Annotated in this window: 20 protein-coding genes; 10 read left to right on the top strand and 10 right to left on the bottom strand. The window is 48.4% G+C overall.

Annotated elements, in window-relative coordinates:
* Window positions 1–15 precede the first annotated feature (15 nt).
* Complete coding sequence (locus C233_RS0102685; RefSeq protein ID WP_026314704.1) at window positions 16–2,718, bottom strand: transglutaminase-like domain-containing protein; 2,703 nt, start codon at window positions 2,716–2,718, stop codon at window positions 16–18.
* A gap of 311 nt (window positions 2,719–3,029) precedes the next feature.
* On the opposite strand from C233_RS0102685, the gene C233_RS24395 reads away from it, so the two are divergent.
* Window positions 3,030–3,170 carry a hypothetical protein gene (locus C233_RS24395; protein WP_164835485.1) on the top strand — a complete coding sequence of 47 codons (141 nt, stop codon included), beginning with the start codon at window positions 3,030–3,032 and terminating at the stop codon, window positions 3,168–3,170.
* Between the two features lie 172 nt (window positions 3,171–3,342).
* Here C233_RS24395 and C233_RS0102695 read toward each other — a convergent pair whose 3' ends face one another.
* The 8 genes from C233_RS0102695 to C233_RS0102730 form a co-directional block, all read right to left on the bottom strand.
* Window positions 3,343–3,717 carry a YccF domain-containing protein gene (locus C233_RS0102695; protein ID WP_025068601.1) on the bottom strand — a complete coding sequence of 125 codons (375 nt, stop codon included), beginning with the start codon at window positions 3,715–3,717 and terminating at the stop codon, window positions 3,343–3,345.
* A 112-nt stretch (window positions 3,718–3,829) separates the two neighbouring features.
* On the bottom strand, window positions 3,830–4,927 hold the full coding sequence (gene dinB / locus C233_RS0102700; protein ID WP_025068602.1) for a DNA polymerase IV: 1,098 nt from the start codon (window positions 4,925–4,927) through the stop codon (window positions 3,830–3,832).
* A gap of 32 nt (window positions 4,928–4,959) precedes the next feature.
* Window positions 4,960–6,306 carry an MATE family efflux transporter gene (locus tag C233_RS0102705; RefSeq protein WP_025068603.1) on the bottom strand — a complete coding sequence of 449 codons (1,347 nt, stop codon included), beginning with the start codon at window positions 6,304–6,306 and terminating at the stop codon, window positions 4,960–4,962.
* Window positions 6,307–6,389: 83 nt separating this feature from the next.
* Window positions 6,390–7,100, bottom strand: a complete 711-nt coding sequence (locus tag C233_RS0102710) for a murein L,D-transpeptidase catalytic domain family protein (protein WP_025068604.1) — start codon at window positions 7,098–7,100, stop codon at window positions 6,390–6,392.
* Between the two features lie 100 nt (window positions 7,101–7,200).
* Window positions 7,201–8,229, bottom strand: a complete 1,029-nt coding sequence (locus C233_RS0102715; RefSeq protein WP_025068605.1) for a L,D-transpeptidase — start codon at window positions 8,227–8,229, stop codon at window positions 7,201–7,203.
* A 455-nt stretch (window positions 8,230–8,684) separates the two neighbouring features.
* The gene (locus C233_RS0102720) at window positions 8,685–9,773 is read right to left on the bottom strand and encodes a 2-aminoethylphosphonate--pyruvate transaminase (protein ID WP_018665950.1); all 1,089 of its coding nucleotides are present in this window, start codon (window positions 9,771–9,773) and stop codon (window positions 8,685–8,687) included.
* Window positions 9,770–10,567 carry a phosphonoacetaldehyde hydrolase gene (gene phnX / locus C233_RS0102725; RefSeq protein ID WP_018665951.1) on the bottom strand — a complete coding sequence of 266 codons (798 nt, stop codon included), beginning with the start codon at window positions 10,565–10,567 and terminating at the stop codon, window positions 9,770–9,772. Before phnX ends, C233_RS0102720 begins: the two co-directional genes overlap by 4 nt.
* Before the next feature lie 111 nt (window positions 10,568–10,678).
* On the bottom strand, window positions 10,679–12,070 hold the full coding sequence (locus C233_RS0102730) for a DUF5690 family protein (RefSeq protein ID WP_018665952.1): 1,392 nt from the start codon (window positions 12,068–12,070) through the stop codon (window positions 10,679–10,681).
* Window positions 12,071–12,269: 199 nt separating this feature from the next.
* On the opposite strand from C233_RS0102730, the gene C233_RS0102735 reads away from it, so the two are divergent.
* From C233_RS0102735 to C233_RS0102745, 3 genes are all read left to right on the top strand, one after another.
* Entirely contained in the window at window positions 12,270–13,154 is an 885-nt protein-coding gene (locus C233_RS0102735) for a hypothetical protein (RefSeq protein ID WP_018665953.1), read from the top strand.
* 78 nt (window positions 13,155–13,232) lie between these two features.
* Window positions 13,233–15,188: a heavy metal translocating P-type ATPase gene (locus C233_RS0102740; protein WP_018665954.1), complete on the top strand. Its 1,956-nt coding sequence runs from the start codon at window positions 13,233–13,235 to the stop codon at window positions 15,186–15,188.
* Between the two features lie 14 nt (window positions 15,189–15,202).
* The gene (locus tag C233_RS0102745; protein ID WP_018665955.1) at window positions 15,203–15,637 is read left to right on the top strand and encodes a Fur family transcriptional regulator; all 435 of its coding nucleotides are present in this window, start codon (window positions 15,203–15,205) and stop codon (window positions 15,635–15,637) included.
* A gap of 6 nt (window positions 15,638–15,643) precedes the next feature.
* On the opposite strand, the gene C233_RS0102750 is transcribed toward C233_RS0102745, so the two are convergent.
* A complete protein-coding gene (locus tag C233_RS0102750) occupies window positions 15,644–16,660 on the bottom strand; it encodes a LacI family DNA-binding transcriptional regulator (protein WP_018665956.1) in 1,017 nt (338 codons plus the stop codon).
* A 170-nt stretch (window positions 16,661–16,830) separates the two neighbouring features.
* Between C233_RS0102750 and C233_RS0102755 the strand changes: the two genes are divergently transcribed.
* From C233_RS0102755 to C233_RS0102780, 6 genes are all read left to right on the top strand, one after another.
* Window positions 16,831–17,763, top strand: a complete 933-nt coding sequence (locus tag C233_RS0102755; RefSeq protein WP_018665957.1) for an aldo/keto reductase — start codon at window positions 16,831–16,833, stop codon at window positions 17,761–17,763.
* 11 nt (window positions 17,764–17,774) lie between these two features.
* The gene (locus C233_RS0102760; protein ID WP_018665958.1) at window positions 17,775–18,698 is read left to right on the top strand and encodes an amidohydrolase family protein; all 924 of its coding nucleotides are present in this window, start codon (window positions 17,775–17,777) and stop codon (window positions 18,696–18,698) included.
* Between the two features lie 13 nt (window positions 18,699–18,711).
* The gene (gene fucP, locus C233_RS0102765; RefSeq protein WP_018665959.1) at window positions 18,712–19,971 is read left to right on the top strand and encodes an L-fucose:H+ symporter permease; all 1,260 of its coding nucleotides are present in this window, start codon (window positions 18,712–18,714) and stop codon (window positions 19,969–19,971) included.
* Between the two features lie 36 nt (window positions 19,972–20,007).
* A complete protein-coding gene (locus tag C233_RS0102770) occupies window positions 20,008–21,024 on the top strand; it encodes a zinc-binding alcohol dehydrogenase family protein (protein WP_018665960.1) in 1,017 nt (338 codons plus the stop codon).
* Between the two features lie 517 nt (window positions 21,025–21,541).
* On the top strand, window positions 21,542–22,894 hold the full coding sequence (locus C233_RS0102775; protein WP_018665961.1) for a site-specific integrase: 1,353 nt from the start codon (window positions 21,542–21,544) through the stop codon (window positions 22,892–22,894).
* A gap of 82 nt (window positions 22,895–22,976) precedes the next feature.
* Window positions 22,977–24,518, top strand: coding sequence for a hypothetical protein (locus tag C233_RS0102780; RefSeq protein WP_018665962.1), 1,542 nt, complete (start codon window positions 22,977–22,979; stop codon window positions 24,516–24,518).
* Window positions 24,519–24,698: the final 180 nt, after the last annotated feature.

The raw sequence follows: 24,698 nt of genomic DNA on the forward strand, positions 1-24,698 counted from the left end.
TCAGCCTCCAATCCCTCAAATCCCCTTTATCGTTCTCAACAACTGTTCTCCCAAGCCTATTGTATAGCCCTGCGACAAGAATACTACCCTATTGAATGTATCTGCAATGATAAATACGGGTAGCGTACCCTTATGCTTCAACTCCATGCCTTCCGCTATCCGGGCGGAGATGCCGTCCGTATCTATGCCGTAGATAACGGTAGAGGGCAAGCCGGGAAACTCCTCCGGACGGAAGCTCCTGTACCGGGCTTCATCCGGGAAAAGCAGGACAATCTTGCGCCCCCATTTCTCCAGCTCCGTTTTCAATGCGGCAATGTCCCGCAGCGCATGGTTCGTGGGCTCCTGGCCGACGCCCAATATCCCTACTACGAAATAACCGCGTCCGCATGCTTTCAACAGGCTTTGTGCCGGCAGGGCATCCGCCCCGGCTTCCGCACTGCACGGGGTAAAGAGCGATTCGGAATCGAAATTGCCTATCACCTGTATCTCATCCTCGCTTTCGCGCAGTACCAACTGTGTTTCGGCATACTTGTCCGCAACGGCGTTCAAAGATGTTATCCGCGCCAGCACGCCGCCGCTTGCCAGGCGTGTACCGGTAACCAGCACATAATATCCGGCAGGCATACGCCTGCCTACTTTCAGCAGGTTTTCCCATGTCGTATTCTTCTCATTGTAATTTTGCAGGCGGAGCGTACCGTTGTCGAACTTCGACAATGTAAAATGGGTATAGTACTTCGGATTTTCCACCACCGCCGTAGGCCGGTAGGTGGCTCCCACCCTGCCCAGGGGCGGAAGGACTTCGGCAGCTTCGCTCTCAAAGTCCACATCATAGGTAGCCCCCTCTTTCAGCTCCGGGTGATTGGCTAAATCCTGGTAGCGGACTTTCCCCGTTACCTCGTCTATCCATGCCGGGATACCTACGCTGCGCGCCATTGCCACGAAAAAGATGTCCCGCGAACGCCTGTCCGCTATCCCGGACTTCCATACCCCTTGAGGAGACATCGGGATGCGTTGCGAATTCAGCGAATCGTTCGGCACGATGTGCTTCGTACACCACTCCACCAGCTTCTGCGGATGCAGGCGGAAGGCTTCGGCAGTCTCCGCATCCAGTACGCTGCGGAAGAAAGACTTGTATGCGGTCAGCTCCTCCGTCGCAATACGGGGATTGAGCAGGGCGCTGCAATAATAGGAACTGGGAATATCCGCGGGAGTGTTCCGGAAATGGTCGTCCAGCACCTCCCTGCTCACATCCCTCAAATCTTTTTCCGAAAGTTGTTCCAGCAGGGACAAGGCAAGCTCTACCTTGCCTGTGGCAGCCGCATGTTCCAGAAATTCCCGCATCACGGCATGGTTGCCACGCGAGGCGACCAGGTATTTCACCGCCTGCTCCGTTTCATAAGCCTCCAAACTGCCGGATAAGGAACGGACGAAATGCGCAGCCGTTTCCTCCGTCATAAACGTTGCCGTATAAGCGTTGCGTACGGAATCTTCCTGCGCCAACCGCCGGTCGTTCGCAGCACGCTGTTCCGGCGTCACTTCGGGCAGGCAGGCCGTTTCCGGCGGCGGTACGATGTCTATATCCACGGCAAAGGCGTCGCCCTCCTTTTTATCGAGCTTCACCGTCAGTTCCGGCTGCTTGCCGAAGGAGAGCTTGGCAAAGCCGAAACGTCCGTCTTTCGATGCCCACACTAGCATATCCCCCTTTCCGGCGGTCAGCCTGCAAGTGCCGGCGGCAGAGGTGTATTTGGTGGCTACCGTATAGAACTCCGCATAGTTATAAAGCTTGAATTCCACGCAGGCATTATCTACCGGCATGCCGTCTGTACCCACCACGGTTACGGAGGCTTCCGCCGTGGGCGCATAGTTGTCGATTACATTGATTTCGGTATAGTTGGGCGTAACGGACATCACCTCCTCCGTCCCCTCATAGCGCCCGAAAACTTTCGTATGCATCAGCATCCCCCGGCTGGCAGGTGCGTTGAACCACCCCAGGTTCAGCACCGGTTCGGGTTCGCAGGCTCCCAGGAAATGCCATTTGCCGTCTGCCCACGCCTCTACCCACGCATGGTTGTCGTCGGTATGCGCCCAGCGGGGCGTATAGACCTGCCGTGCCGGGATGCCTACCGAACGGAGCGCGGCGACCAACAGCGTAGATTCCTCACCGCAACGGCCGTAAGCGGTGCGTACCGTCGCCAATGGCGAACTCGTGCGGGCATCGGAGGGCATGTAAACGGCTTTCTCATGACACCAGTGGTTCACTTCCAGAATGGCGTCTTGCAGGGAAAGCGCCTTCACCCGGTCTTTCAGCTCTTCGTAAAATACGATACGCGCACTGTCCAGATGTTCGTTATTCACCCGCACGGGGAGTACAAAATGCCGGAATACGTCCTCGGGAACCGTTTTCCCCCAGGGCATCTCACGGGCGGCACGCCGGGAAGCGCGTACGTTCATCAGGTGAAACTCTCCGGGATAATCCGTAATATCCGCCAGGGGCATATAGGCGTAAAGGAATTCCAACGCCTCACGTTCGTAGGCCGTGAGAGAAGTGTCGAATATGGCAAACAAGTCTCCCTTCGGCATCAGAGCCTTCTTCTGCCGGAAGTCCCGCTCCACACGCGAGCGGTAGGCGGCATCTGTCATAAAATGGGGTTCGCCGCAGGCACACAGCAGGCACAACAGGCAGATAATTCCGGAAAATAAAGTAGCTGCACGTTTCATAATATACATACGGTTGGGGTTGTCTTACAAAAATAGCATAAATAGCGGGGAAAAGGAAATTTATTTATTCCAAATGCACCTTCAACGTAGCACCTGCACTGAAAGCGGCATGGAGATATGTCTTATATTTGTAATACGCGGATAGCAAAACAAGGCTTTTTATAGGAAAAAGAAGAAAGAAATGCACTTTTCTATGTTATAAAACATATTTTCCATGAACATTTCGTATCTTTGCAGCGTTAATAAAGAGAAAGTAAGAAAAGATGTTTAACAGCTTTCCGAAACGCGGAAGGCAAAAAAAGAAGACGATTATGAAAAAGAATGCAAATGAAATTTTTATGTTACAGTACCGTATCAAACGCTATCAGGCAATGGGCAACGGTGCTATGTGCCAGACCTTAAACGGCAAACTGCAAAAACTGCTTGCAAAGCAAGCTGCCATGACCATGTAAATTACAGCTTTAAATAAGAGTGTGCCGAATTCACCGCAGGTTACACGGATTAAACAGATTGAAATCAGGATAACTGATTACCAAGATAATAATCCGTATTAATCCATGCAATCTGTGGTGAGTCCGGCACATTTTCTTTTACCGGCCTGCCCCGCTGTACGGGATAAGGTACTTACGCCACCACGATATCCTTTCCGAAAGGAGCCAATGCCAAAGCAGCGAGCTTGAAATGCTGCATGCCGAAGGGGATGCCTATGACAGTGATGCACAGCAATATCCCGAATCCCAGATGCGAAAGGCAAATCCATATCCCGCCCAGGAAAATCCACAGCACGTTCATCAGTATATACAGGCAGCCGCCCGAACGCTCCCCGCTACGCACCTCTTTGCCGAAAGGCCACAAGGCAAGCCCTGCCATTTTCATCGTTTGCATGCCGAAAGGAATGCCCACGATTGTAATCATCATCAACAGACTGGCTATCATATACTCCACGGCAGTAAAGATACCGCCGAATACCAGCCACAAGATATTCATAAAACAACCCATTGCATTGTATTTTTTTAATGTTCCGAAAAATAAAGATATGTTCTGAAAAACAAAGATACGCTCTGAAAGATAAAGATACGTTCCGAAAGGCAAAGATAACATTCTTTTTATCTTATTTATCGAATTCCCAGTCGCTAAATTCAAAACTCAACTGCTCCCACACACCTCTTTCATCGTTTTCCTCACGGGGATTGGATACGAAAAGCCCTATCAGACGGATAGGATGATGCTCGTAATCGACCTCCTTCAAAAGTTGCTTTGCCAGCGGAAGGATTACGTCGAGCGTAGTCAGCTCCCTGGACTGCGTAATGCTGCGGGTTATCTGGCTGAAATCATGGAACTTGATTTTCAGCGTCAGCGTATTCCCCCGGAACCCCTTATGCTCCAGCCGGCCTACCAACTCCACCGCGGTATGATAAAGCTCGATAATGACTGATGCCTGCCGGCTGATGTCCTTTTCCAACGTATGCTCGCACCCAATAGATTTGCGGACACGCACCGCCTCCACCGGGCGCAAGTCTATCCCCCGGGCAAAATCGTAATAGATGCTTCCCACCTTCCCGAACTCGCGCAGCAGCATCGCCTGCGAGCAGGCGCGCAGTTGTTCTCCATTGTGTATGCCCAGGGCGTGCATCTTCTTTGCCGTCACCGGGCCTACTCCCCAGAAGCTCTCTATCGGCAGGCGGGCTATGAACTCCAACGCCTGGTCGGGATGAATGGTGCACAGGCCGTCGGGCTTGCGGTAGTCGGAAGCTATCTTGGCGAGGAACTTATTGTAGGAAACGCCGGCGGAGGCTATCAGGTTCAGCCTTTCGCGCACTTTCCGCTTGATTTCCCGGGCTATGTCTACGGCAAGGAGAATGCCCGGCTTGTTTTCCGTCACATCCAGAAAAGCCTCATCCAGCGAGATAGGCTCTACGATATCCGTATATTCATGGAAAATACCGTGTATCTGGCGGGATACCGACTTATACAGCTCCATACGCCCCGGAATGAAGATTAGCTGCGGGCACAACCGCTTGGCCTTCTGCGACGGCATTGCCGAACGCACCCCGAACCGGCGGGCTTCGTAACTGGCGGCAGCCACCACGCCCCGTTCCTGGGCATGACCTACCGCCACAGGCTTGCCACGCAGTGCCGGATTGTCGCGCTGCTCTACGGAAGCGTAGAAAGCATCCATATCAATATGTATAATCTTCCGTTCGGTCATCGTCATACACTAACCACCGATACAAAGATACACTAATTTTTGTTCATCCGGAGTATGCGGCGGTATACATATATAAAAGCCGGAATCAGGAACAAGTCTGCAAAAACCCAGGCGGTAGGGTCGCCGAAGCAAACCGCGATATAGCCGAATGCCGGGACAGCCAGCAGGCTGACCAGGATACGCGCTATCATCTCGGAAACGCCCGAGAGCATTGCCAAATTCGTGTAGCCCACTCCCTGAATGGTATAGCGCAAGATGCAGAGCAGCCCCAACACCGGGAAGAAGGAAACGGAAGCATGCAGGAACAGTTCCGTATCTTCCAGGATTTCCACTTCCGACGCCTCCACGAACAGCAGGGCGAACGTTCCGGCTCCGAGCATCAGCACCACAAAAGTAAACGCCCAGTACACAATCATCATGAGCGTGCTTGCCTTGACGCCCTGCCAGATGCGTTCGGGCTTGCCCGCACCGTAGTTCTGCCCGCTATAAGTAGCCATTGCCATGCCCAGGCTCTCGAAGGGGCACATGAAGAACATCTTTATGCGCATCGCAGCGGTAAAAGCCGCCACGCATGCCGTACCCAGCGCATTGTTGGCACTCTGCAACATGATACTGCCGATAGCGGTAATGGAGAACTGCAACCCCATGGGCACTCCGATATACATCAGTGTCCGCGCCAGCGCACCGTCGAACCTGCGCTCGGCAGGGGTAGTACGCAGGATATCGAAACGTTTCATCATATAAACGTAGCACAGCGCCGCCGAAACGCCCTGCGAAAATACCGTGGCGATTGCCGCCCCCGCCACGCCCCAGTCCAAGACGAGGATGCAGAACAAGTCGAGCAGGATATTGAGTACGGTGGAAAAGAGCAGAAACCAGAACGGCGTCTTGCTGTCGCCCAAAGCGCGTATGATGCTGGAAAGCAGGTTATAGAAGAAAGTGCAGGGAACGCCTATGAAAGTAACGAGCAGATAGTAATAAGCCCCGGTGAAGATATTCCCGGGCGTGCGCATCATGTGCAGGATGCTTGCACAGCAGAGGCTCGTGACTATGGCAATCACCACCGACATCACCGCGGCCAGTTGCAGGCTGACGGCCACATAACGGCGCATCGTAACGTAATCTCTCGCCCCGAACTTCTGTGCCACCGGAATGCCGAACCCGCCGCAACAGCCGTTGCAAAAGCCGAGTATCAGGAATATGACCGACGTGCTTGCCCCGACGGAAGCCAGCGCATTTATGCCCAGGAACTTACCGACAATCGCAGCATCCACCAACGAATAGGTCTGTTGCAGCAGATTGCCCAGCAATAGGGGCAGGGTAAAATTGAATATCAGCGGAAGCGCCCGCCCTTCCGTCATTTCTCTTGATGTCGCCATACAATCGTTCTCCCGAAAACCGGGGCAAAATTAGTAAAATAAAAGCGTACGGAAATTGACGCATATCAAAAGATGCGGTAGTTTTACAGCAGGCCTGCTTCTTTCAGGACAGAACTGCGAGCCAGGTAATCGGGCGTACCTGCGTAGATATACATCACGCTCCCTCCCTTGATAGCGTCGATGATAGGACGTGCCAGTTTCTGCGGAACAGCCGGACAGCCGAAACTGCGCCCCAGGCGTCCGCCCCGGCTCACGAGCGAAGGGTCGGCGTAGGCGGCTCCGTGCATCACAATGGCACGCTCGCGGGCACGGTCGTTGATACCTTTCTCCAACCCGTTCAGGATAAGGGAATAGCCGTTTTTGCCCTGATAGGTCGTTTCCGTCAGATAGAAGCCCAGGGAACTTTTATAGGAACCGTATTCGTTGGAAAACGAAGTGGCATACATGCCGCCGCTGTTCTTCCCGTGGGAGACGACCGAAGAAAAAAGCAGTTTACGCTGCCTCATGTCGAATACGAAAAGACGCTTTTCGGTAGAAGGACGGGAAAAATCTATCAAAGTCAGTACCTCCCGCTTGCGCCCCGCAATCTTATAATACCCTGCCACTGCTTGTCGGAAAGCCTTCCAGCCCACTACCCCCTCCAACTGCATGGAACGGTACAAGCCGGCATACGCAGCCGCTTCCGCCACCGAGGCAGCATCCGGTTTTCCGGCTGCACCCGCCGGAAACCTACCGCCTGTAAACAGGGAGCAGGGAAGAAACAGGAGTAAAAAGAACAAGTAAAATCGCAACATACGCACCCGGACTGAAAAATAACGGCGGCAAAGTTAGTACTTTTCCTCCATATGCTTATCATACAGATAGTTAAAAAGGAGATAGTTAAAAAGGAAGGTACTATTCGATAACCACCACCAAAGAGCGCTCCGCCGGCGCCCAGTCGAATACGAACTTCGCATGCGAGGTGGCATTGCGCACGCACATATGCGAACGCGGCGTAGTACCCAGCGACCAGCTATACTCTATCATTGCCGTACGCGGCACATTCACCGGTACTCCGTGAATATACGCCCCGTTGGTAAAGCGGCTGGCATAGGGTGCGTATCCTCCCGTTGCCACCGAACCGTCTTTCAGAAAGACCATGCGCGGCTTCTTTTGCTGGAGCAGGTACATGCCCAGCGGCGTTTCCTGCGCATAGGGCGGCGCATGCCGTCCCGTCGTGGCGGGGTTCATACTGCGGATTTTCCATTCGCCCCTGCCCGTACGTTCCAGCGTGGCGATATTCTGGTCTGAACGGTCTACGAAGATGACATGATTGAAAACGGTGCTGTCTGCCAGCCGTTTCAGATAACGGCGGGGAGCCAGCCACTCTTCCTCCAGGGTAACGGGAAGAATGCGGACGAAGCTGCCCTCCGTACCCAGCAGGCATGCCAGAGTCCCGTCCCTGCCGTAACGTTCGGGAACCAGCGTATCTCCCGGCAGGTACAAAGGCACGGACTGGTAACGCTCCACCCCGAGCGTATCCGCCACACGGCGGTAGGCATTGCGCACGAACTTGCGTACCAAGGGGGCTTCACGGTTCAGGTTCTTATAATTCTGCAATACCACCCACCTCACGGTATCCCGCTGCATATTCTCAATGTATGCCAGGCAGTTGCGGATTATATCCCATTTGAAGGAGCGCACCGTATCCTTATAGGGATAGGTATCTTCCAGCGTATAGGTATCGTAAAGGAAATCTTTGGCGAGCGTTACATCGGCCGCAGCCAGCGGCTTCTCCCTGAAAGGTGTTTCCACCGCGCGCACAAGGGTATCGGCAGGTTCGGACACTCGGGATACGGGAGGCAAGGTATGCTCTTGGCGGCCGTTGCACCCGGCAAGTATCGAGCATATAACCGCACCGGCAAAAAGGGAGAATCGTTTCATAAAGATAAATTTAGGAGGTTCGTAATCGGGTTCAGAATCTTCATGAATACCTGATTCTACGAACAAAGATATAATTTTTTCTTAATTCAACAACGATTACCGCCCTATAATTGTTGCATCGTGCAGCATGATGTCCCCCCTTTTTCAGTTACCGGAGTCCGGAACGGGGAGATACATCCGTAAAACACCGTTTCCCGCTATTCAGCCGGGGGTAGCCTCTGTATGGGACTGAGGTAGTCTCTGTATACGACTGAGGTAGCCTCTGCATACGACTGAGATAGCCTCCGTTACAGATTACCCCCATATATACCCGAAGAGGGGTATCAAAACCCGCCGCAGATTACACGAGACCACACAGATTGTCTATCTCGACAGTCGATTATTTAATTTCAATCTGTGTGAATTTGTGTAATCCGCGGCGAACTTCAACACCCCTCCTGCAAAATATCTCCCAATCAGTATTTACACTCTTTGATAACTTCAATGAGTTTACTGAAATCTTCCGGATATACATCTCCGATATTACCTATACGGAACGTATCGGCCTGCGAAATCTTGCCCGGATAAATCACAAAACCTCTCTCTTTAAGCTGCGCATAGAACGATTTGAAATCGAAACCGGCACTCGGATAAAGGAAGGAAGTGATGACGGGCGACTGGATTTCATCCGGCAGCAAAGTCTTGAAACCGAGCGAACGCATGCCGCTTACCAGCACGTCGTGGTTTTTGCAATACCTCTTGTGACGGGCTTCCACCCCGCCTTCTTCCGCCAATTCGTCCATAGCCTGCTTGAAGGCTCTCACTACATGGGTAGGAGATGTAAAACGCCACTTTCCATGTCCGTTCTCCATAGTTTCCCACTGGTCGTAAATATCGAGCGAAAGAGATTTGGACACTCCTTTACAGTGCATCAGTTCCGACTTGCGGGCAATGATGAAACCGAATCCCGGTACGCCCTGAATACACTTGTTGGCACTGCTGATGAGGAAATCGATGCCCAGCTCCTGTACATCCAAAGGTACACCGCCGAAACTGCTCATAGCATCTACAATCAGTTTCTTACCGTGCATTTTCACGATATGGGCAATCTCTTTCAACGGGTTCAGCACGCCGGTAGTGGTTTCGCAATGTACCACCGATACATGCGTAATCTCCGCATTATGCGCCAGGTAATCGTCTACATAGTTAACGGATACCTGCTCCGTCTCATCGAAAGCCAGCATATCGTAGTTGATACCGTGATATTCGGCTATATTGCCCATACGGTCGCCGTAGGCTCCGTTGCTCAGGATGAGAAGCTTGTCGCCCGGTTTGATAGTGCTGCCGATAACGGCTTCCACACAATATGTTCCGCTGCCTTGCAGGAGAATGGAGGTATATTCATCGGTCTGCTTCGTGGCGAGCGCTACAAGGGACTTGCGGATTTCCTCCACAATATGTACGTTGTAATCCGCATCCCATGTGCACCAGTCGGTGAGCATGGCTTCTTTTACGGTATCGGAAGTGGTAAGGGGGCCGGGGGTCAGCAAAATGTAAGGTTTCATATTCTTGGTATTTTAAAGTTATTGATTTCTTCTATCACGGCGGGGAGCTCTTCAATGGAGTCTACCACATAATGGGCTCCGGCAGCCAGCATACGGTCGCGGACATCCTGCTTGCGGGCAGCCAACTCGGTAGCGGGCAGGGCATTCACTTCTTCCTGCGTCAGTCCCAGCTCATTGCTGCCGAGCACTACGCCTACCGTCCACACTTTGGCATTCACGCCTTCCTTGATGTCGGCAATCGTGTCGCCGAATTTCAGCACACAGTCTACCGAAGGTACGGCAAGCTCCGTCATATTGCGGTATATCATATAGGGGGCGGGACGTCCGGCAGGAAGTCCGTCGGGCGTTACGCAGTTATCGACTATGTATCCGCGGGCTGCGGCGGCCGGAAGTACGACATCCATCATAGCGCGGGTATAGCCGGTGGTGGAACCTACCTTGATGCCCTGCGCACGCAACGCGGCAATCGTCTCGGCCACACCGGGAATGGGTGTCGTATAGTCTTCCAGGGAAGCGAACAACACACGCTGGAACTCTGCATAGCGTGCCTGTACATCGTCTTCGTTGTACGGGCGTCCGTATTTTGCCTCGAACTCGTTTTTTATGCGGTCGATATTGAACAAAGCGCGTATTTCCTCTATCTTCGTCAGTCCCATGTGGGCGCGTGTCTCGGCAGCGGTTACCGGAGTGCCTATCGCCTTGAAACTCTCGATAAAAGCGGCAACCGGGGCAAAACAGCCGTAATCGACCGCTGTACCTGCCCAATCCATAATGATGCATTCAATCTTTTTCATACAACCTATTATCTTATTTGTTATTATCTTGTCTGATTACTCTTTTGTTATTATTTTGTCCGATTACTTTTTTGTTATTATCTTGTCCGATTACTTTAATCACCCCTCCGGTTACTTCGCCATATCCGGAACCAGTCCCAACGAAACGCGCTCGCCGGACAAGGCGTTCGCAGCACGAGGAGCATCGGGCATACCGGCGGAAACCGTCATATATTTCTCACGGCGATAACGCTGTATCAGGTAAACTGCCGAACCTACAAAGGCTACGCTGCAAGCGATTCCCACATAACCGGACATCAGGTTATAGAAGTCCAGCCAGTTGATACCGGGGTTAAAGAATTCCTTGAATACCAGTACGACCACCGTACCGGTGTAACCGATGAAATCGAGGGTGATGATGAAGAATCCCACATTGCCCTTTATCTTGAAACAAGCGATGAAGCGCTCGAAAAAGAGGGTCTGGAAGCTGAGATAGACCGTGTAGAGCGACAGGCTTTGGAGAAACAGCCAGGTCATAGGCGGGAGTTGCAGTGCGGAATAGTTGAAAGCCACGAAACTCAACGTAGCCGTACCGCAAGTAACCAGCCCCAGCAAGAGGCACAGCACCTTTATGTTGCTCCGTACCACCGACATCAGCCCGAACATGCACAGGATTATCAGCGTAACCGTTGCATCCACCCTGGCAAATGCCCAGGAAGAGAGTCCAGCGGCTTCGATATCGAGTATCTTCACCAGGAAATCTTCCTTGATGTCCTGCAATACCGTGATGAACAGATTGGCAAAGAACAGCATTATCAGTACGGGCATGAAGTTCTTGAACAGGCTCATACGTGCCTTGCTGTCCAGCGTAACGCGCTCCGTGCGCAACTCCTTATCCGCCTGCGTAGGCTGGGGCATCCGCGTCATCAGCCACCCCAGGAACGAGAGCAGCGGAAAAGCGAACGCGCCGATGAAGGCTGGCATCCAGAATTCGCTGATATGCAGGTTGTCCATTACAAACAGTCCGATAGATTTTGCCGTTCCGGAGCTGATAGCGATACTCAAACCCATAAGGCTCGCCAGCAAATCCGTTACGCGGCGTCCTTCGAGGAAGCTGAAAATCACTCCCCACATACATCCCAGGGAAAGTCCGTTGAAGAATAGGGCGAATACGTTGAAAGGCTGCGGAAGCGCCCCGAAAAGGACGAGGGAAAGCTCGGCAACCGCCACCGAAAGGATGATGAACTTCAACCGGTTCTCTTTCTTCAACTCGGAAATGACCTTAATGCCTATCAGCTTGGAAATGAAGTAGCCGGATATCTGTATAATACTGGTTGCAGTCTTATAGTCCATGCCGAAAAAGTCGAGCCCGTCGAAGGTGGCGGCAGTAAACGGTTTGCGCAAGGCATATACTAAAGAATAGGAAAGCAGCGCCGCACCGCCCGCCCAAAGGATAAACAGGATATCGGACAGTTTCTTGTTGTCGGAAATGAAAGTTCTTTTTTTACCGGTTATCGTATTCATGACATTATCTCGTTTTTAATTCCGGCGGCAAAAATAGAACAGCTTTCCAACAGCAAAAATGAATTTCCATTATTAATAAAATTCATGGAACCAGCCTTTTATAATGTAACATTAATGCAATATTAATGTAATGAAAGCATAACATCGGGTGGCTTTCTTTGCAAGCATTTTAAGAAAACAATCATCGGTTTATAACGATATGGACGAACTGCCGGAAATATACAAACGCATCGAATACCTGCGCAACCAGGGTATAAAAATGAAAGAGATAGCCGACCATACCAACATGGCGGCAAGTGTGCTCTCCTCGCTCTACTCGAGCGTACTGCCCACCTACATCACTTGTATCAAGAAAGGAAACAGTAAAGAAGAGGCATTGGACTATGCCCTGTCGCAAGTAAACAATGTATCGAAAAAACGTCTCCTCGGCAATCTGAAAGAGCTGAAAGAACAACTGTTCGGACTGGAGCCCGCCGCCACTGCCGCCGGGCAGAAAGACAATCCGTTCCTGGAAATGATGTCGGAAGAAATGCTCCGTTCGGTACAGGATGCCTACAATTACAGCGGCATATACATCAGTTACAGCCTTTCTTCCTCGTCCAATGCGCTGAAAGTGGAGCCTTACCTCATCGCTACTTCCGAAAACGGCAATTACGTGAAAGCGGTACATATGAGCGCCTACAATACCACCCATTTCGGGGCGGGCATTTTCAGCAATCACCAGAACTCCTACATCATGTTCAACGAACGGGAGTCTCCGCAAATGGCGCTGTTCACTATCTACCTGCAACTGCCCATGTACGACTTTCCCCACATGCTCAAGGGGCTTTACCTCTGCCTGGACTACAACCGCAACCCGATAGCCCGGAGGATTATCTTCATCAAGCACTCGGACAGTACCAGCATGGATGATTTTCTGGAGCTGAAAGGCGCTATCATCCCCAAAGGGGAGCTGACGGAAGAACAGATACCTTATTATAATTATACTTGCCAGCCGGGTGACTATATCAAGACCTGCTCCGTTCCTTCTCCCCTGCTCAATGAAAAGGATTTGGAAAGGGAGAAGAAGATGCTGGAAATCTGAGTATTTTTCATCGTAAGGCAACTTTGCAACTTGGTTGCATCTCCCGCCGCCTATCTTTGTACCCAAAACAAAGATAGTATGGGACATCACAGTTGTACATGTTGCTGTGCGCATGGCAATGCACAGACCGCACACGCACCGGAAAATCCCGGTTTCCTGAAAGAATATGGAAGAATATTGCTTTCCGCCCTTTTCCTTTTCAGCGGGATAGCGATGAAGGCGATGCACACGGACTTTTTCACGGACGGAACCGTTATGCTCGCCTGGTATCTGGCAGCCTACCTGCCCGTAGGCCTGCCCGTATTGAAAGAGGCATGGGAAAGCATGCTGCAAAAGGATATTTTCAGCGAATTCACCCTGATGTCTATCGCTACATTGGGGGCTTTCTACATCAAGGAATATCCGGAAGGCGTAGCCGTGATGCTGTTCTACTCGTTGGGAGAATTATTCCAGGACAAGGCCGTAAGCAGGGCGAAGCGGAATATCGGCGCACTACTCGACGTCCGTCCGGAAACGGCAACGGTTATCAAAGGCGGCGAGGCCGTTACGGAATCTCCGCGTAATGTACAGATTGGCGACATCATCGAGGTAAAGACTGGCGAACGGGTTCCGCTGGACGGGAGAATGCTGGGTGAAGCCGCCGCCTTCAATACCTCCGCCCTTACAGGCGAAAGTGTGCCGCGCACTATCCGGAAAGGCGAAGAAGTGCTTGCCGGAATGATTGCCACGGATAAGGTGGTCAGGGTGGAAGTTACGAAGCCTTTCGAAAAGAGCGCCCTATCGCGTATCTTGGAGCTGGTGCAGGATGCCTCCGAACGCAAGGCGCCCGCCGAATTGTTCATCCGCAAGTTCGCCCGTATCTATACGCCGATTGTAACCGGGCTGGCTGTACTGATAGTGCTGTTGCCCCTACTCTACTCATCGGTGGATGCACAGTTTCAGTTCGTTTTCGACGACTGGCTGTACCGGGCGCTCGTATTCCTGGTTATTTCGTGTCCCTGCGCCTTAGTGGTAAGCATCCCGCTGGGATATTTCGGCGGTATCGGTGCTGCATCCCGCTTGGGAATATTGTTCAAGGGAGGCAATTACCTGGATGCCATAACCAAAATCAACACGGTAGTATTCGACAAAACGGGTACGTTGACAAAAGGCACGTTCGAGGTGCAGTCCTGTCATACCCACCCCGACATATCCGAAGAAAAGCTGATACAAATCATCGCTTCCGCAGAACGCAACAGCACGCACCCCATAGCAAAGGCGGTTACCGGCTATGCGGAACAGAGGCGGATAGCTCCCGTACCGACAACGGAGGTCACGGAAATTGCAGGCCACGGTATCGAAACCACGATAGAGGGGCAGCGTATCCTGGTGGGTAACACCCGCTTATTATCCAAATACGGGGTGGACTATCCGCAGGAATTGTCTGCAATCACCGATACGGCGGTAGTCTGTGCCGTAGGTCAGTCCTACGCGGGTTATCTGCTGCTGTCCGATACGCTGAAAGCCGATGCCCGCAAGGCGATAGAGGATTTGGAAGCTTTAAATATCAATAATATTCAGATATTATCGGGAGATAAACAAGCGATTGTAACTAACTTTGCAAACCGATTGGGGGTAAGACAAGCCTACGGCGACCTACTTCCCGACGGGAAAGTGGAGCATATAGAGGAGCTGCGGCGGAATGCCGCCAACCGGATAGCCTTTGTGGGCGACGGTATCAACGATGCTCCTGTCCTTGCCCTCAGCCACGTAGGGATTGCCATGGGCGGACTGGGCAGCGATGCCGCTATCGAAACCGCCGATGTGGTAATCCAGACCGACCAGCCCTCCAAGGTAGCCACTGCCATTCGTGCCGGCAAGCAGACCCGCCGGATTGTCTGGCAAAATATTTCGCTGGCTTTCGGGGTGAAACTGTTGGTATTGATATTAGGCGCCGGCGGACTGGCTACGCTGTGGGAAGCCGTTTTTGCAGACGTGGGCGTGGCCCTCATCGCCATAGTGAATGCTGTCCGCATACAGAAACTTATAAAATAGAAAGGCAAAATCTTATGGAAGAAAAGGATTATTTGGACTTGTTGGCAAAAAGGGAGATACAGCCTACCGCCATACGTATCCTGGTATTGCAGGCTATGATGAAGGCAGGGCGTTCTGTCTCCCTGCTCGACCTGGAAAACATGCTGGATACGGTAGATAAGTCTTCTATCTTCCGTACTATCACCCTTTTCCTTTCCCACCACCTCATACACAGCATCGACGACGGGACGGGGTCTTTTAAATATGCAGTGTGCAGTGCAAACTGTTCGTGTGAGGTCAATGACCTGCACACCCATTTCCATTGCGAGAAATGCAACAAGACGTTCTGTTTCAAGAATATTCCCACACCGGTAGTACAAGTGCCGGAGGGTTTTACATTGAACAGCATCAACTATGTGCTGAAGGGGCTTTGCCCGGAATGTGCCGCAAAGGTACGAAAAGGGGGCTGAACCGTATCAGCCCTTTATACTGCTTTCCCTGATTTGCAAATGGGTAGGAATGACTACTTGTTTAACAGTCTTGTCTCCTCTTATCTGTTCGATTAACAGGCGGCAGGCTGTTTCCCCCATCAGGTATGTCTGGTGGGATATTGCCGAAAGCTTGGGTTCTACATAATTGGCATGCCGCTCATCCGTATATCCTATAAGGGCTATATCTTGCGGAATACGGTAACCATGACTTTTTATGACCTCCATTGCTGCAAATGCCAGCGTATCGTTCATGGCAAGAATGGCATCGGGCGGTTCGGCAAGGGACAGCAACATTTCCGTCGCTACTTTGCCTTCCTCATAATCAATCTTCCGGCACACCACCAGCTCTCTTTCTATGGGTATCTTATTTTCACGCAGTGCCTCCAGGTAACCGTGTTTCCTCCGCTTTACTATATCCAGATGATTGGCTCCGCCGATGAAAGCCACCCGTTTGCTCCCATTATCCAACAGATGCTGGGTTGCTTTCTGGGCGGAACAAGCCCCGTCTGCAACCACTGTGGAAAAAAGCTCCGGCAGGCAGACGCGGTCGAACAGCACGACAGGCATATTGATGTCGGACAAGGCCGTAAAATGGCGATAATCGGTTGTTTCTTGCGACAGGCAGGCAATAATGCCCTCTACACGCATATTTACCAAATTCTCGATATTCCTCTTTTCGTGCTCGTAGGACTCGTGCGAAGTAGCGATAATCACAAAATACCCGTTGGCTATAGCCATGTCTTCTATACCGCTCAGGATAGAAGAAAAGAAGTGGGTCACGATATCCGGAACAATCACCCCAATGATGCGCGGAGCGTTTTTCCGGAGGCTCATGGCAAAAGGATTGGGACGGTAGTTCATCTCCTTTGCCAGTTGCTTGGCTCTGGCACAAAGCTCGCGGCTGATTTCCGGACTGTCTTTCAAAGCCCTCGACACGGTTGGAATGGAAACGCCCAGTACACTGGCGATATCTTTCAGCGAAGTATGTTTTTTGTGTTCCATTCAAAGATTATCATTAGGTTTACTTTACAAAGGAAGCATATTTCCCGCAAATAAACGCATTCCGGGAAATATTTCTTACGTAAACCGTTACGTGCTTTTTCAGAGCCGTTTAAGAACAATCCGGCTCATCCGCTGCATACATTTGCCGTATAATCTTAAAACACAAAGTTATGCAATACCATGAAATCGGAAAAACGGGAATGAAAGTTTCTTCCCTCAGTTTCGGAGCCTCTTCCTTAGGAGGGGTTTTCCATGACATCAAAGAAAAAGAAGGCATCGCATCTGTATTCACCGCTATCGAATCGGGAATCAACTTCATCGATGTATCGCCCTACTACGGACATTACAAGGCCGAAACCGTCTTGGGAAAGGCACTGAAAGAAATTCCGCGCAACCGCTACTACCTCTCTACCAAAGTAGGGCGTTATGGAAAAGACGGTGTCAATACCTGGGATTATTCTGCCAAACGTGCCACAGAAAGCGTTTACGAAAGTATGGAGCGGCTGAATATCGACTTCATCGATTTGATTAATGTACACGATATCGAGTTTGCCGACCTGAACCAGGTAGTCAACGAAACGCTGCCGGCACTGGTGGAACTACGTGCAAAAGGAGTTGTGGGACATGTCGGCATCACGGATTTACAGCTGGAGAACCTGAAATGGGTTATCGACCATTCTCCCGCAGGAACGGTAGAATCCGTACTCAATTTCTGCCATTACTGCCTCTGCGATGACAAATTAACAGACTTCCTGGATTACTTCGAGGAAAAAGGAATAGGTATAATCAATGCCTCTCCGCTATCCATGGGGTTACTGACAGAGCGTGGAGCACCCGCCTGGCATCCTGCTCCCGAATCACTGGCTGCCGCCTGCCGTAAAGCGATGCTGCATTGCAAGTCGAAGAATTATCCGATAGAAAAGCTTGCCATGCAGTTCTCCGTCAGCAATCCGCGTATCGCCACCACTTTGTTCAGTACGGCAAATCCTCAAAACGTAAAGAACAACATTGAATTCATCGAAGCTCCAATGGACGAGGAACTGGTGCGTGAAGTCAGAGAAATTATCGGAGACCAACAACGGGTAAGCTGGGCAAACTCTTAATCAGACTCCTTATGAACTACACAATCATCGATGCGCATGCCCATTTGTGGCTACGCCAGGACACGACAGTAGACGGCCTGCCTATCCGGACACTGGAGAACGGCCGCTCTTTGTTCATGGGCGAAATACGCCAAATGGTTCCGCCTTTCATGGTGGACGGAGTGAACAGTGCGGAGGTTTTCCTCTCGAACATGGACTACGCACAAGTATCTGCCGCAGTAATCACACAAGAATTTATCGACGGCATACAGAACGAATACCTGAAAGAGGTTGCAGCCCGTTATCCCGACCGTTTCTTCGTATGCGGCATGTGCGAGTTCCGCAAACCCGGATATTTTAAACAAGCCCAACAGTTGATAGACAGCGGCTTCAAGGCTATCAAGATTCCCGCCCACCGTCTGTTACTGAAAGAAGGACGTGTAATGCTGAACTGCGAGGAAATGATGCAGATGTTCGGGCTAATGGAAGCGCGGAATATCATCCTGTCCATAGATTTGGCAGAAGGAAGTACCCAGGTTGCCGAAATGGAGGAGATAATAGGACAGTACCCCCGCCTGAAGATTGCAATCGGACACTTCGGCATGGTAACCCTGCCCGAATGGAAACAACAGATTCTGCTGGCACGGCATCCCAATGTAATGATTGAGTCGGGTGGCATCACCTGGCTTTTCAACGAGGAATTCTATCCCTTCAAAGGGGCGGTAAAGGCTATCCGTGAAGCGGCAGACCTCGTAGGAATGGAGAAGCTGATGTGGGGCTCGGATTATCCGCGTACAATTACTGCCATAACCTACAAGATGTCTTATGATTTCATTACGAAGTCTCCCGAGCTGACCGAAGCGGAGAAAGCTCTTTTCTTAGGAGAGAACGCCCGTAACTTTTACGGCTTCAGTCAGCTCCCTACATTGCCTTATATCAAAAACATGTCCGAATAAACAAGGAAATACCATGAAAAAAAATACATATATCGTTCCTCTTACACTGGTTTTCAGCCTTTTCTTTTTGTGGGCTATCAGCAGTAACCTGCTGCCTACCATGATTCGGCAACTAATGAAAACCTGCGAACTGAATACGTTCGAAGCATCGTTTACCGAAACTGCCTATTGGCTGGCCTATTTCATATTTCCTATCCCGATAGCCATGTTTATGAAAAAATACAGTTACAAAGCCGGTATCATATTCGGTCTATTACTGGCAGCGGGCGGCGGGCTGCTTTTTTTCCCGGCAGCCATGCTGAAAGAATACTGGGCTTATCTTTGTATTTTCTTTATCATCGCTACCGGTATGTGTTTTCTCGAAACGGCCGCCAATCCGTATGTAACCGCTTTGGGAGATGCTAAGACAGCACCCCGGCGTCTGAACCTGGCACAATCGTTCAACGGACTGGGAGCATTCATTTCCGCCATGTTCCTAAGCAAACTGATTCTTAGCGGAACGCACTATACGCGCGAAACCCTCCCCGTGGATTACCCGGGAGGCTGGCAGGCTTATATAGAGGTGGAAACGGATGCCATGAAGTTTCCCTACCTAGTACTGGCTTTATTATTAATTGCCATAGCCGTAGTATTCGTATTCTCCAAATTACCCAAGATAGGCGACGAGAAAGCCCAGCCCGGCACAGCCGCACCCAAAGAAAGGTTAATCGACTTCGGGGTACTGAAACACTCACATCTACGCTGGGGCGTCATAGCACAATTCTTTTACAACGGCGGACAGACAGCTATCAACAGTCTTTTCCTGGTGTACTGCTGCTCCTACGCCGGTTTAGCGGAAAATACGGCCACCACTTTCTTCGGGTTTTACATGCTCGCTTTCCTGCTGGGACGCTGGATAGGTACAGGGCTTATGGTAAAATTTCGCCCTCAGGATATGCTGGCGGTTTATGCCATTATCAACATTCTATTATGCGGAGTGGTAGTAATCTGGGGAGGTACGACGGGGTTGTATGCCATGCTGCTCATTTCTTTCTTCATGTCCATTATGTACCCCACACAGTTCTCGTTGGCACTGACCGGATTAGGTAGCCAGACCAAAAGCGGCTCTGCATTCCTGGTCATGTCTATCGTTGGCAATGCCTGCCTGCCACAGTTAACGGCCTACCTCATGCACGTAAATGAGAATGTCTATCACATAGCTTATATTATCCCCATGCTTTGTTTCCTTTTCTGCGCATACTACGGCTGGAAGAAATACAAGGTCATCGATTAAAATAACAAAACAGTGTCTAATTATTATCATAACAAAATGAAAGCAGTCCAGATTACAGCCCCTTCCGAAATGAGGGTGGTCGATGTAGAAAAGCCGGCAACGGGCGCCGGAGAGGTATTAGTGAAAATAAAATATGTAGGTTTCTGCGGTTCGGACTTGAACACGTTTGCCGGGCGCAATCCAATGGTGAAACTTCCGGTTATTCCGGGGCATGAGGTAGGCGCGGTTATCGAAGAAACGGGGACGGGCGTACCTGCAGAGTTAAAGAAAGGCATGAATGTAACGCTGAATCCTTATACCAACTGCGGTACATGTGCTTCCTGTCGTTCGGGACGCGTCAATGCCTGTGAGCACAACGAAACGTTGGGAGTACAACGCAACGGAGTGATGTGCGAATATGCCGTATTGCCCTGGAACAAAATTATTCCGGCAGGCGACCTCTCCCCTCGCGACTGTGCCTTGATAGAGCCGATGAGTGTAGGTTTCCATGCCGTGTCCAGGGGGCAAATCAACGACAACGAATATGTCATGGTCATCGGTTGCGGCATGATTGGTATCGGCGCCATTGTCCGCTCGGCACTGAGGGGAGCAAAAGTCATTGCCGTCGATTTGGATGATGAAAAGCTGGAACTGGCTAAAAAGGTGGGAGCTTCCTATGTCATCAATTCCCAAACGGAGAATGTGCACGAACGCATGTCCGAAATAACGGACGGATATGGAGCGGATGTCGTCATAGAAGCCGTCGGCAGCCCGATAACTTACGTAATGGCAGTAAATGAGGTAAGTTTCACCGGACGGGTCGTTTGTATCGGCTATGCCAAAAGTGAAGTATCTTTCCAAACCAAATATTTCGTCCAGAAAGAGATTGATATCCGCGGCTCACGCAATGCATTGCCGGAGGACTTCCGCGCAGTAATCAACTATATGAAATCGGGTAATTGCCCGATAGAAAAGCTGGTTTCCAGGGTTGTATCTCCGGAAAATGCTTTGAATGCAATGGAGGAATGGCTTGCGGCTCCGGGAAAGGTATTCAGGATTTTAGTAGAATTTTAATTCATGAGGAAGAATGAATATCTGCATTCCCAGGTAAGCAATTCCGATACAAACTCCGCAGAGAAGCGGAAACTAATGGAACGGATGCTCTACCTATACTAATAACACAACAACACGTTCCGGCAAACTGTATCGACAAACAGTTTTCAAAACGAATGAAGGAGAACGGTATACGTCAAGTATAACCGTTCTCCTTCATTTGTTTCCAGTGGAGCTGGAGGGAGGTAAGAGATTAATCTACATGATTTTAAATGAGAATATACAGCACTGATATACAGTAAGTTATATTGTATATGCGAATTTTATAATCTCAAATAAATTTCTATACTATCTTAAATTGGGGGAGTAGTTAAAGGTACTTACTCCCCCCAATCTGTCTTTGTATATTCGCTCTTGAAATTGAGGAATAAAATATGGGGAAAATTGCTTTTACTATCATGTATATTCATGTAATGGCAAGGTCTTTTCCCTACAAAATATTCCCTCTAATTTCGCCACAATTTAAAGTTTAGAGCGTATGAAAAAGACTAATTTCAGCACCAGAGCCTATGTTATGAAAAATGGGCAGTTGATGATTCGGGTCAGATGGAACAGTAAGAAGAATGAGGTAGGTTTCTCGGTGGGTTATACCATTGCCCCTATGAAGTGGGATTCAATCAAACAACTTGTAAAAGCCAACACCACGCACCAAATTAATGGAAAGACGGTGTACGCACGTGAGATAAATAATGCAATCCGTGATTTCTTGGTTTGTATCGAAGAAGTTTTCACTGAATATTCATTACACGATGAAACACCAACCACTGCCGACTTGAAAGAATTGGTTAATGAAAAGTTGGGAAGAAATAAGCCGGGAGTTGTGGAAGAAAACAAGATAAAGACACTAAGTGACATCTTCTCGGAATTTTTGCAGCTTCGCCCATTGGAAGGGGGATGGAGTAAAAATGCACAATATAAATATTGTCAGATGTGGAATCAATTGAGTAGTTGCGACCCTGACATAACATTGGAAACACTTACTGTTTCAAAAATGCAAGAACTTGTAAGATGGTATGTGAAGAACGACTATTGTAACCGTACTATACAGAAACAGTTTAAAATAATGAAGTCTTTTCTCCGTTGGAGTTTAAAGAATGGTTATAACGTACAGTCTGGAGTATTGGAGTTTAAACCAAAACTAAAGGTAATCCCTAAAATTGTTACTTTTTTAAAGTATAAAGAATTGATGCACTTCTTCAACTTTGAATTTCCAAAAGAGAAGGAATATCTCTCGAAAGCAAGGGATATGTTCTGCTTCATGGCTTTTACATCGCTGAGGTATTCCGACCTTGCTGCCCTTAAACCAAGTAATATAACAGACGGTTATTTGGACCTCTGTACCGAAAAGACAGATGACAAGCTCCATATAGCCATAAACGAACATGCTCAAAAGATTATAGATAAGTATTCGTGGTACAAAGGTGATACGTTTTTTCCAGTCCCATCCAATCAAAAGCTGAATGATTACCTGAAAGAAGCCGCAAAACTGGCAGGACTAGACCGGGAGATAACACAGGTTTACTTCAAAGGTAATGTCCGGCATGAAGATACTTATAAGTTTTGGGAACAAATTAGCTGCCATGACGCGAGAAGGACTTTCGTCTGTTGTTCATTGGCTCTTGGTATTCCGGCAAGCGTAGTTATGAGCTGCACCGGACATTCCGACTACGAAAGCATGAAACCTTACATCGAAGTGGCGGATGAAACACAGAAAATGCAGATGGATAAGTGGAATACCCACCAGTACAAGTCAGGCATCATAGAAAGCATGGAGAAAATGACATCGGCACAACTAAAGCAACTTTTTGAGTATGTAAAGAAAATAGTTTAAAATTATTTCCTATATTTGGACAGCATCTAGGAAATTTCCGGGTGCTGTTCTTTTTATGTTTAACTTTTAAATAATCAATGTTATGACAATTGTTGAATATAGTATATTTGCTAAAAAAGCTTTCACAGAAGATATTAATTATAGTGATGAGATTACCAGTATAGGCGAAATATTTCTTCTCAAAGTAAAAGAAGGTATAGCTAAATTAGATGAAAACACTTTTCCTCATCGTGAAGCAGACAAATTCAGCAATATGTTGCAATCTTTTGTATATGATATTTCAGAAAATAGTGAAACTACAAATATTGGGGCCTTACCATCAAATGAAAAAATAGATTTTTTAATTGATTATATTTTTTTTCTTGGAATAAGCTTGGCTATTAAAAATCATTCTAATCCCGAATATATGTTGCATAATTTGGGAATAGAAAATTCCCAATATTTTATTCGCAAAATAAATGATATAGAAAACATTAATAATGTGGATGACCTATGTAATTCGGTTTGTGATATGCATAATCTTTTTTCCGTTATTGGCTTTGATAATTGGATGAATATGTCTTTGTGGGGCATAATCAGTTTTTTCGGAAAAGGTCTTATTGATTTTTGCAAGAATGAACCTGTTTCAAATATTTTGAGGTTCTTGAAAACTGTAAAATATTTTGGAGAAAAATATCCGACAATATACAAAGAACGAGTTGCTTCTGTTTATTATAAGCTTAAATCCTTGTTTAATGGTGATATTGAAAATCTTATACCACAAGATATTTTGGATTATTTGTTTAATAATAGTATTCAAATTAAATCTTATACAGATATAGAAGATTCAATACCAAAAGAGCTTGAAGATAAATATAAATACTTGCTATTAGATTTTATGTTTGTATGCTATTATTATATTTATGAAAATCCCCAATATATTGTAAAGTTGGGATTTGCCTTAATGTCAGAAAAAGTATCTAACACTATCAAAGGGGTTATGTTTTCTACATTTAAAGAACAAGCTTATGCACCCTTGATTCAATATGAATATGAATGGTGGTGTAGAGAAACAGGAAAAGAATTGTCGTTACCATTCCCTTTTTTTGAAGAAGTTATTAATTTGAAGGAAATAAATGTAGTTGATTATAATTTGAATAAAGAGAAAACTCCATTTCAAGTAACAGAAAAAGACAACATCACAAAAAAAGCGTTTCAGCAAGAAACCAATACTTTATCAGCTCAACAAAATGATATTTTATCTCATATAGACTATGAACTATACCCATATTATACTCTATTTGATGAAAGTCGATCAGAAAAAAGAGGACACATTTTTAGAAAAGTTCATCTACCTTCTCTTATAACATACGCAGAGAATATTAAAGATAGTTTTTCTGTGTACGGGTTCGTCTATCTTTTGTATAAAACCCAATATTTAAACTGGAAAGATACTAAATTTGATGACACATTTGTAAGGAGAATCGCTTCCATATTTGATATAGACGATAAATTGGATAAACCATATAATGAAAGTAAAGCGAAACAAAAAGCATGGGAAATTCTAGAAAACAGTCCTATACCGCTAGGGATTCTATCTGAAAAAGAAATAAAACATATACAACCTGCCAAACCTAAAAAATAGCAGATTTCATTCCTCTCCCATTCCTCTTCCATTCTTTCTTTAACTCCTTGTAAAAAGATAAATATCTGTTTTATAAGGAGTTATTATTTTATTCATTTCTAAACCTCATTCTTAGTTATATCTTCCATAATTATACTTCCATTAAAAGAACAGAACTTTGCGCCATCCTTGCAAGGAGAT

The organism is Bacteroides gallinarum DSM 18171 = JCM 13658 (assembly GCF_000374365.1).
GTDB classification, from domain to species: Bacteria; Bacteroidota; Bacteroidia; order Bacteroidales; family Bacteroidaceae; genus Bacteroides; species Bacteroides gallinarum.

Coding starts and splice junctions, on each gene's coding strand:
- C233_RS0102750 (WP_018665956.1), bottom strand. CDS start 16,660: ATGGAACACAAAAAACATACTTCGCTGAAAGATATCGCCAGTGTACTG.
- fucP (WP_018665959.1), top strand. CDS start 18,712: ATGAAAAAAAATACATATATCGTTCCTCTTACACTGGTTTTCAGCCTT.
- C233_RS24395 (WP_164835485.1), top strand. CDS start 3,030: ATGAAAAAGAATGCAAATGAAATTTTTATGTTACAGTACCGTATCAAA.
- C233_RS0102715 (WP_025068605.1), bottom strand. CDS start 8,229: ATGAAACGATTCTCCCTTTTTGCCGGTGCGGTTATATGCTCGATACTT.
- C233_RS0102740 (WP_018665954.1), top strand. CDS start 13,233: ATGGGACATCACAGTTGTACATGTTGCTGTGCGCATGGCAATGCACAG.
- C233_RS0102770 (WP_018665960.1), top strand. CDS start 20,008: ATGAAAGCAGTCCAGATTACAGCCCCTTCCGAAATGAGGGTGGTCGAT.
- C233_RS0102780 (WP_018665962.1), top strand. CDS start 22,977: ATGACAATTGTTGAATATAGTATATTTGCTAAAAAAGCTTTCACAGAA.
- phnX (WP_018665951.1), bottom strand. CDS start 10,567: ATGAAAAAGATTGAATGCATCATTATGGATTGGGCAGGTACAGCGGTC.
- C233_RS0102775 (WP_018665961.1), top strand. CDS start 21,542: ATGAAAAAGACTAATTTCAGCACCAGAGCCTATGTTATGAAAAATGGG.
- dinB (WP_025068602.1), bottom strand. CDS start 4,927: ATGACCGAACGGAAGATTATACATATTGATATGGATGCTTTCTACGCT.
- C233_RS0102705 (WP_025068603.1), bottom strand. CDS start 6,306: ATGGCGACATCAAGAGAAATGACGGAAGGGCGGGCGCTTCCGCTGATA.
- C233_RS0102755 (WP_018665957.1), top strand. CDS start 16,831: ATGCAATACCATGAAATCGGAAAAACGGGAATGAAAGTTTCTTCCCTC.
- C233_RS0102685 (WP_026314704.1), bottom strand. CDS start 2,718: ATGAAACGTGCAGCTACTTTATTTTCCGGAATTATCTGCCTGTTGTGC.
- C233_RS0102720 (WP_018665950.1), bottom strand. CDS start 9,773: ATGAAACCTTACATTTTGCTGACCCCCGGCCCCCTTACCACTTCCGAT.
- C233_RS0102760 (WP_018665958.1), top strand. CDS start 17,775: ATGAACTACACAATCATCGATGCGCATGCCCATTTGTGGCTACGCCAG.
- C233_RS0102710 (WP_025068604.1), bottom strand. CDS start 7,100: ATGTTGCGATTTTACTTGTTCTTTTTACTCCTGTTTCTTCCCTGCTCC.
- C233_RS0102730 (WP_018665952.1), bottom strand. CDS start 12,070: ATGAATACGATAACCGGTAAAAAAAGAACTTTCATTTCCGACAACAAG.
- C233_RS0102695 (WP_025068601.1), bottom strand. CDS start 3,717: ATGGGTTGTTTTATGAATATCTTGTGGCTGGTATTCGGCGGTATCTTT.
- C233_RS0102735 (WP_018665953.1), top strand. CDS start 12,270: ATGGACGAACTGCCGGAAATATACAAACGCATCGAATACCTGCGCAAC.
- C233_RS0102745 (WP_018665955.1), top strand. CDS start 15,203: ATGGAAGAAAAGGATTATTTGGACTTGTTGGCAAAAAGGGAGATACAG.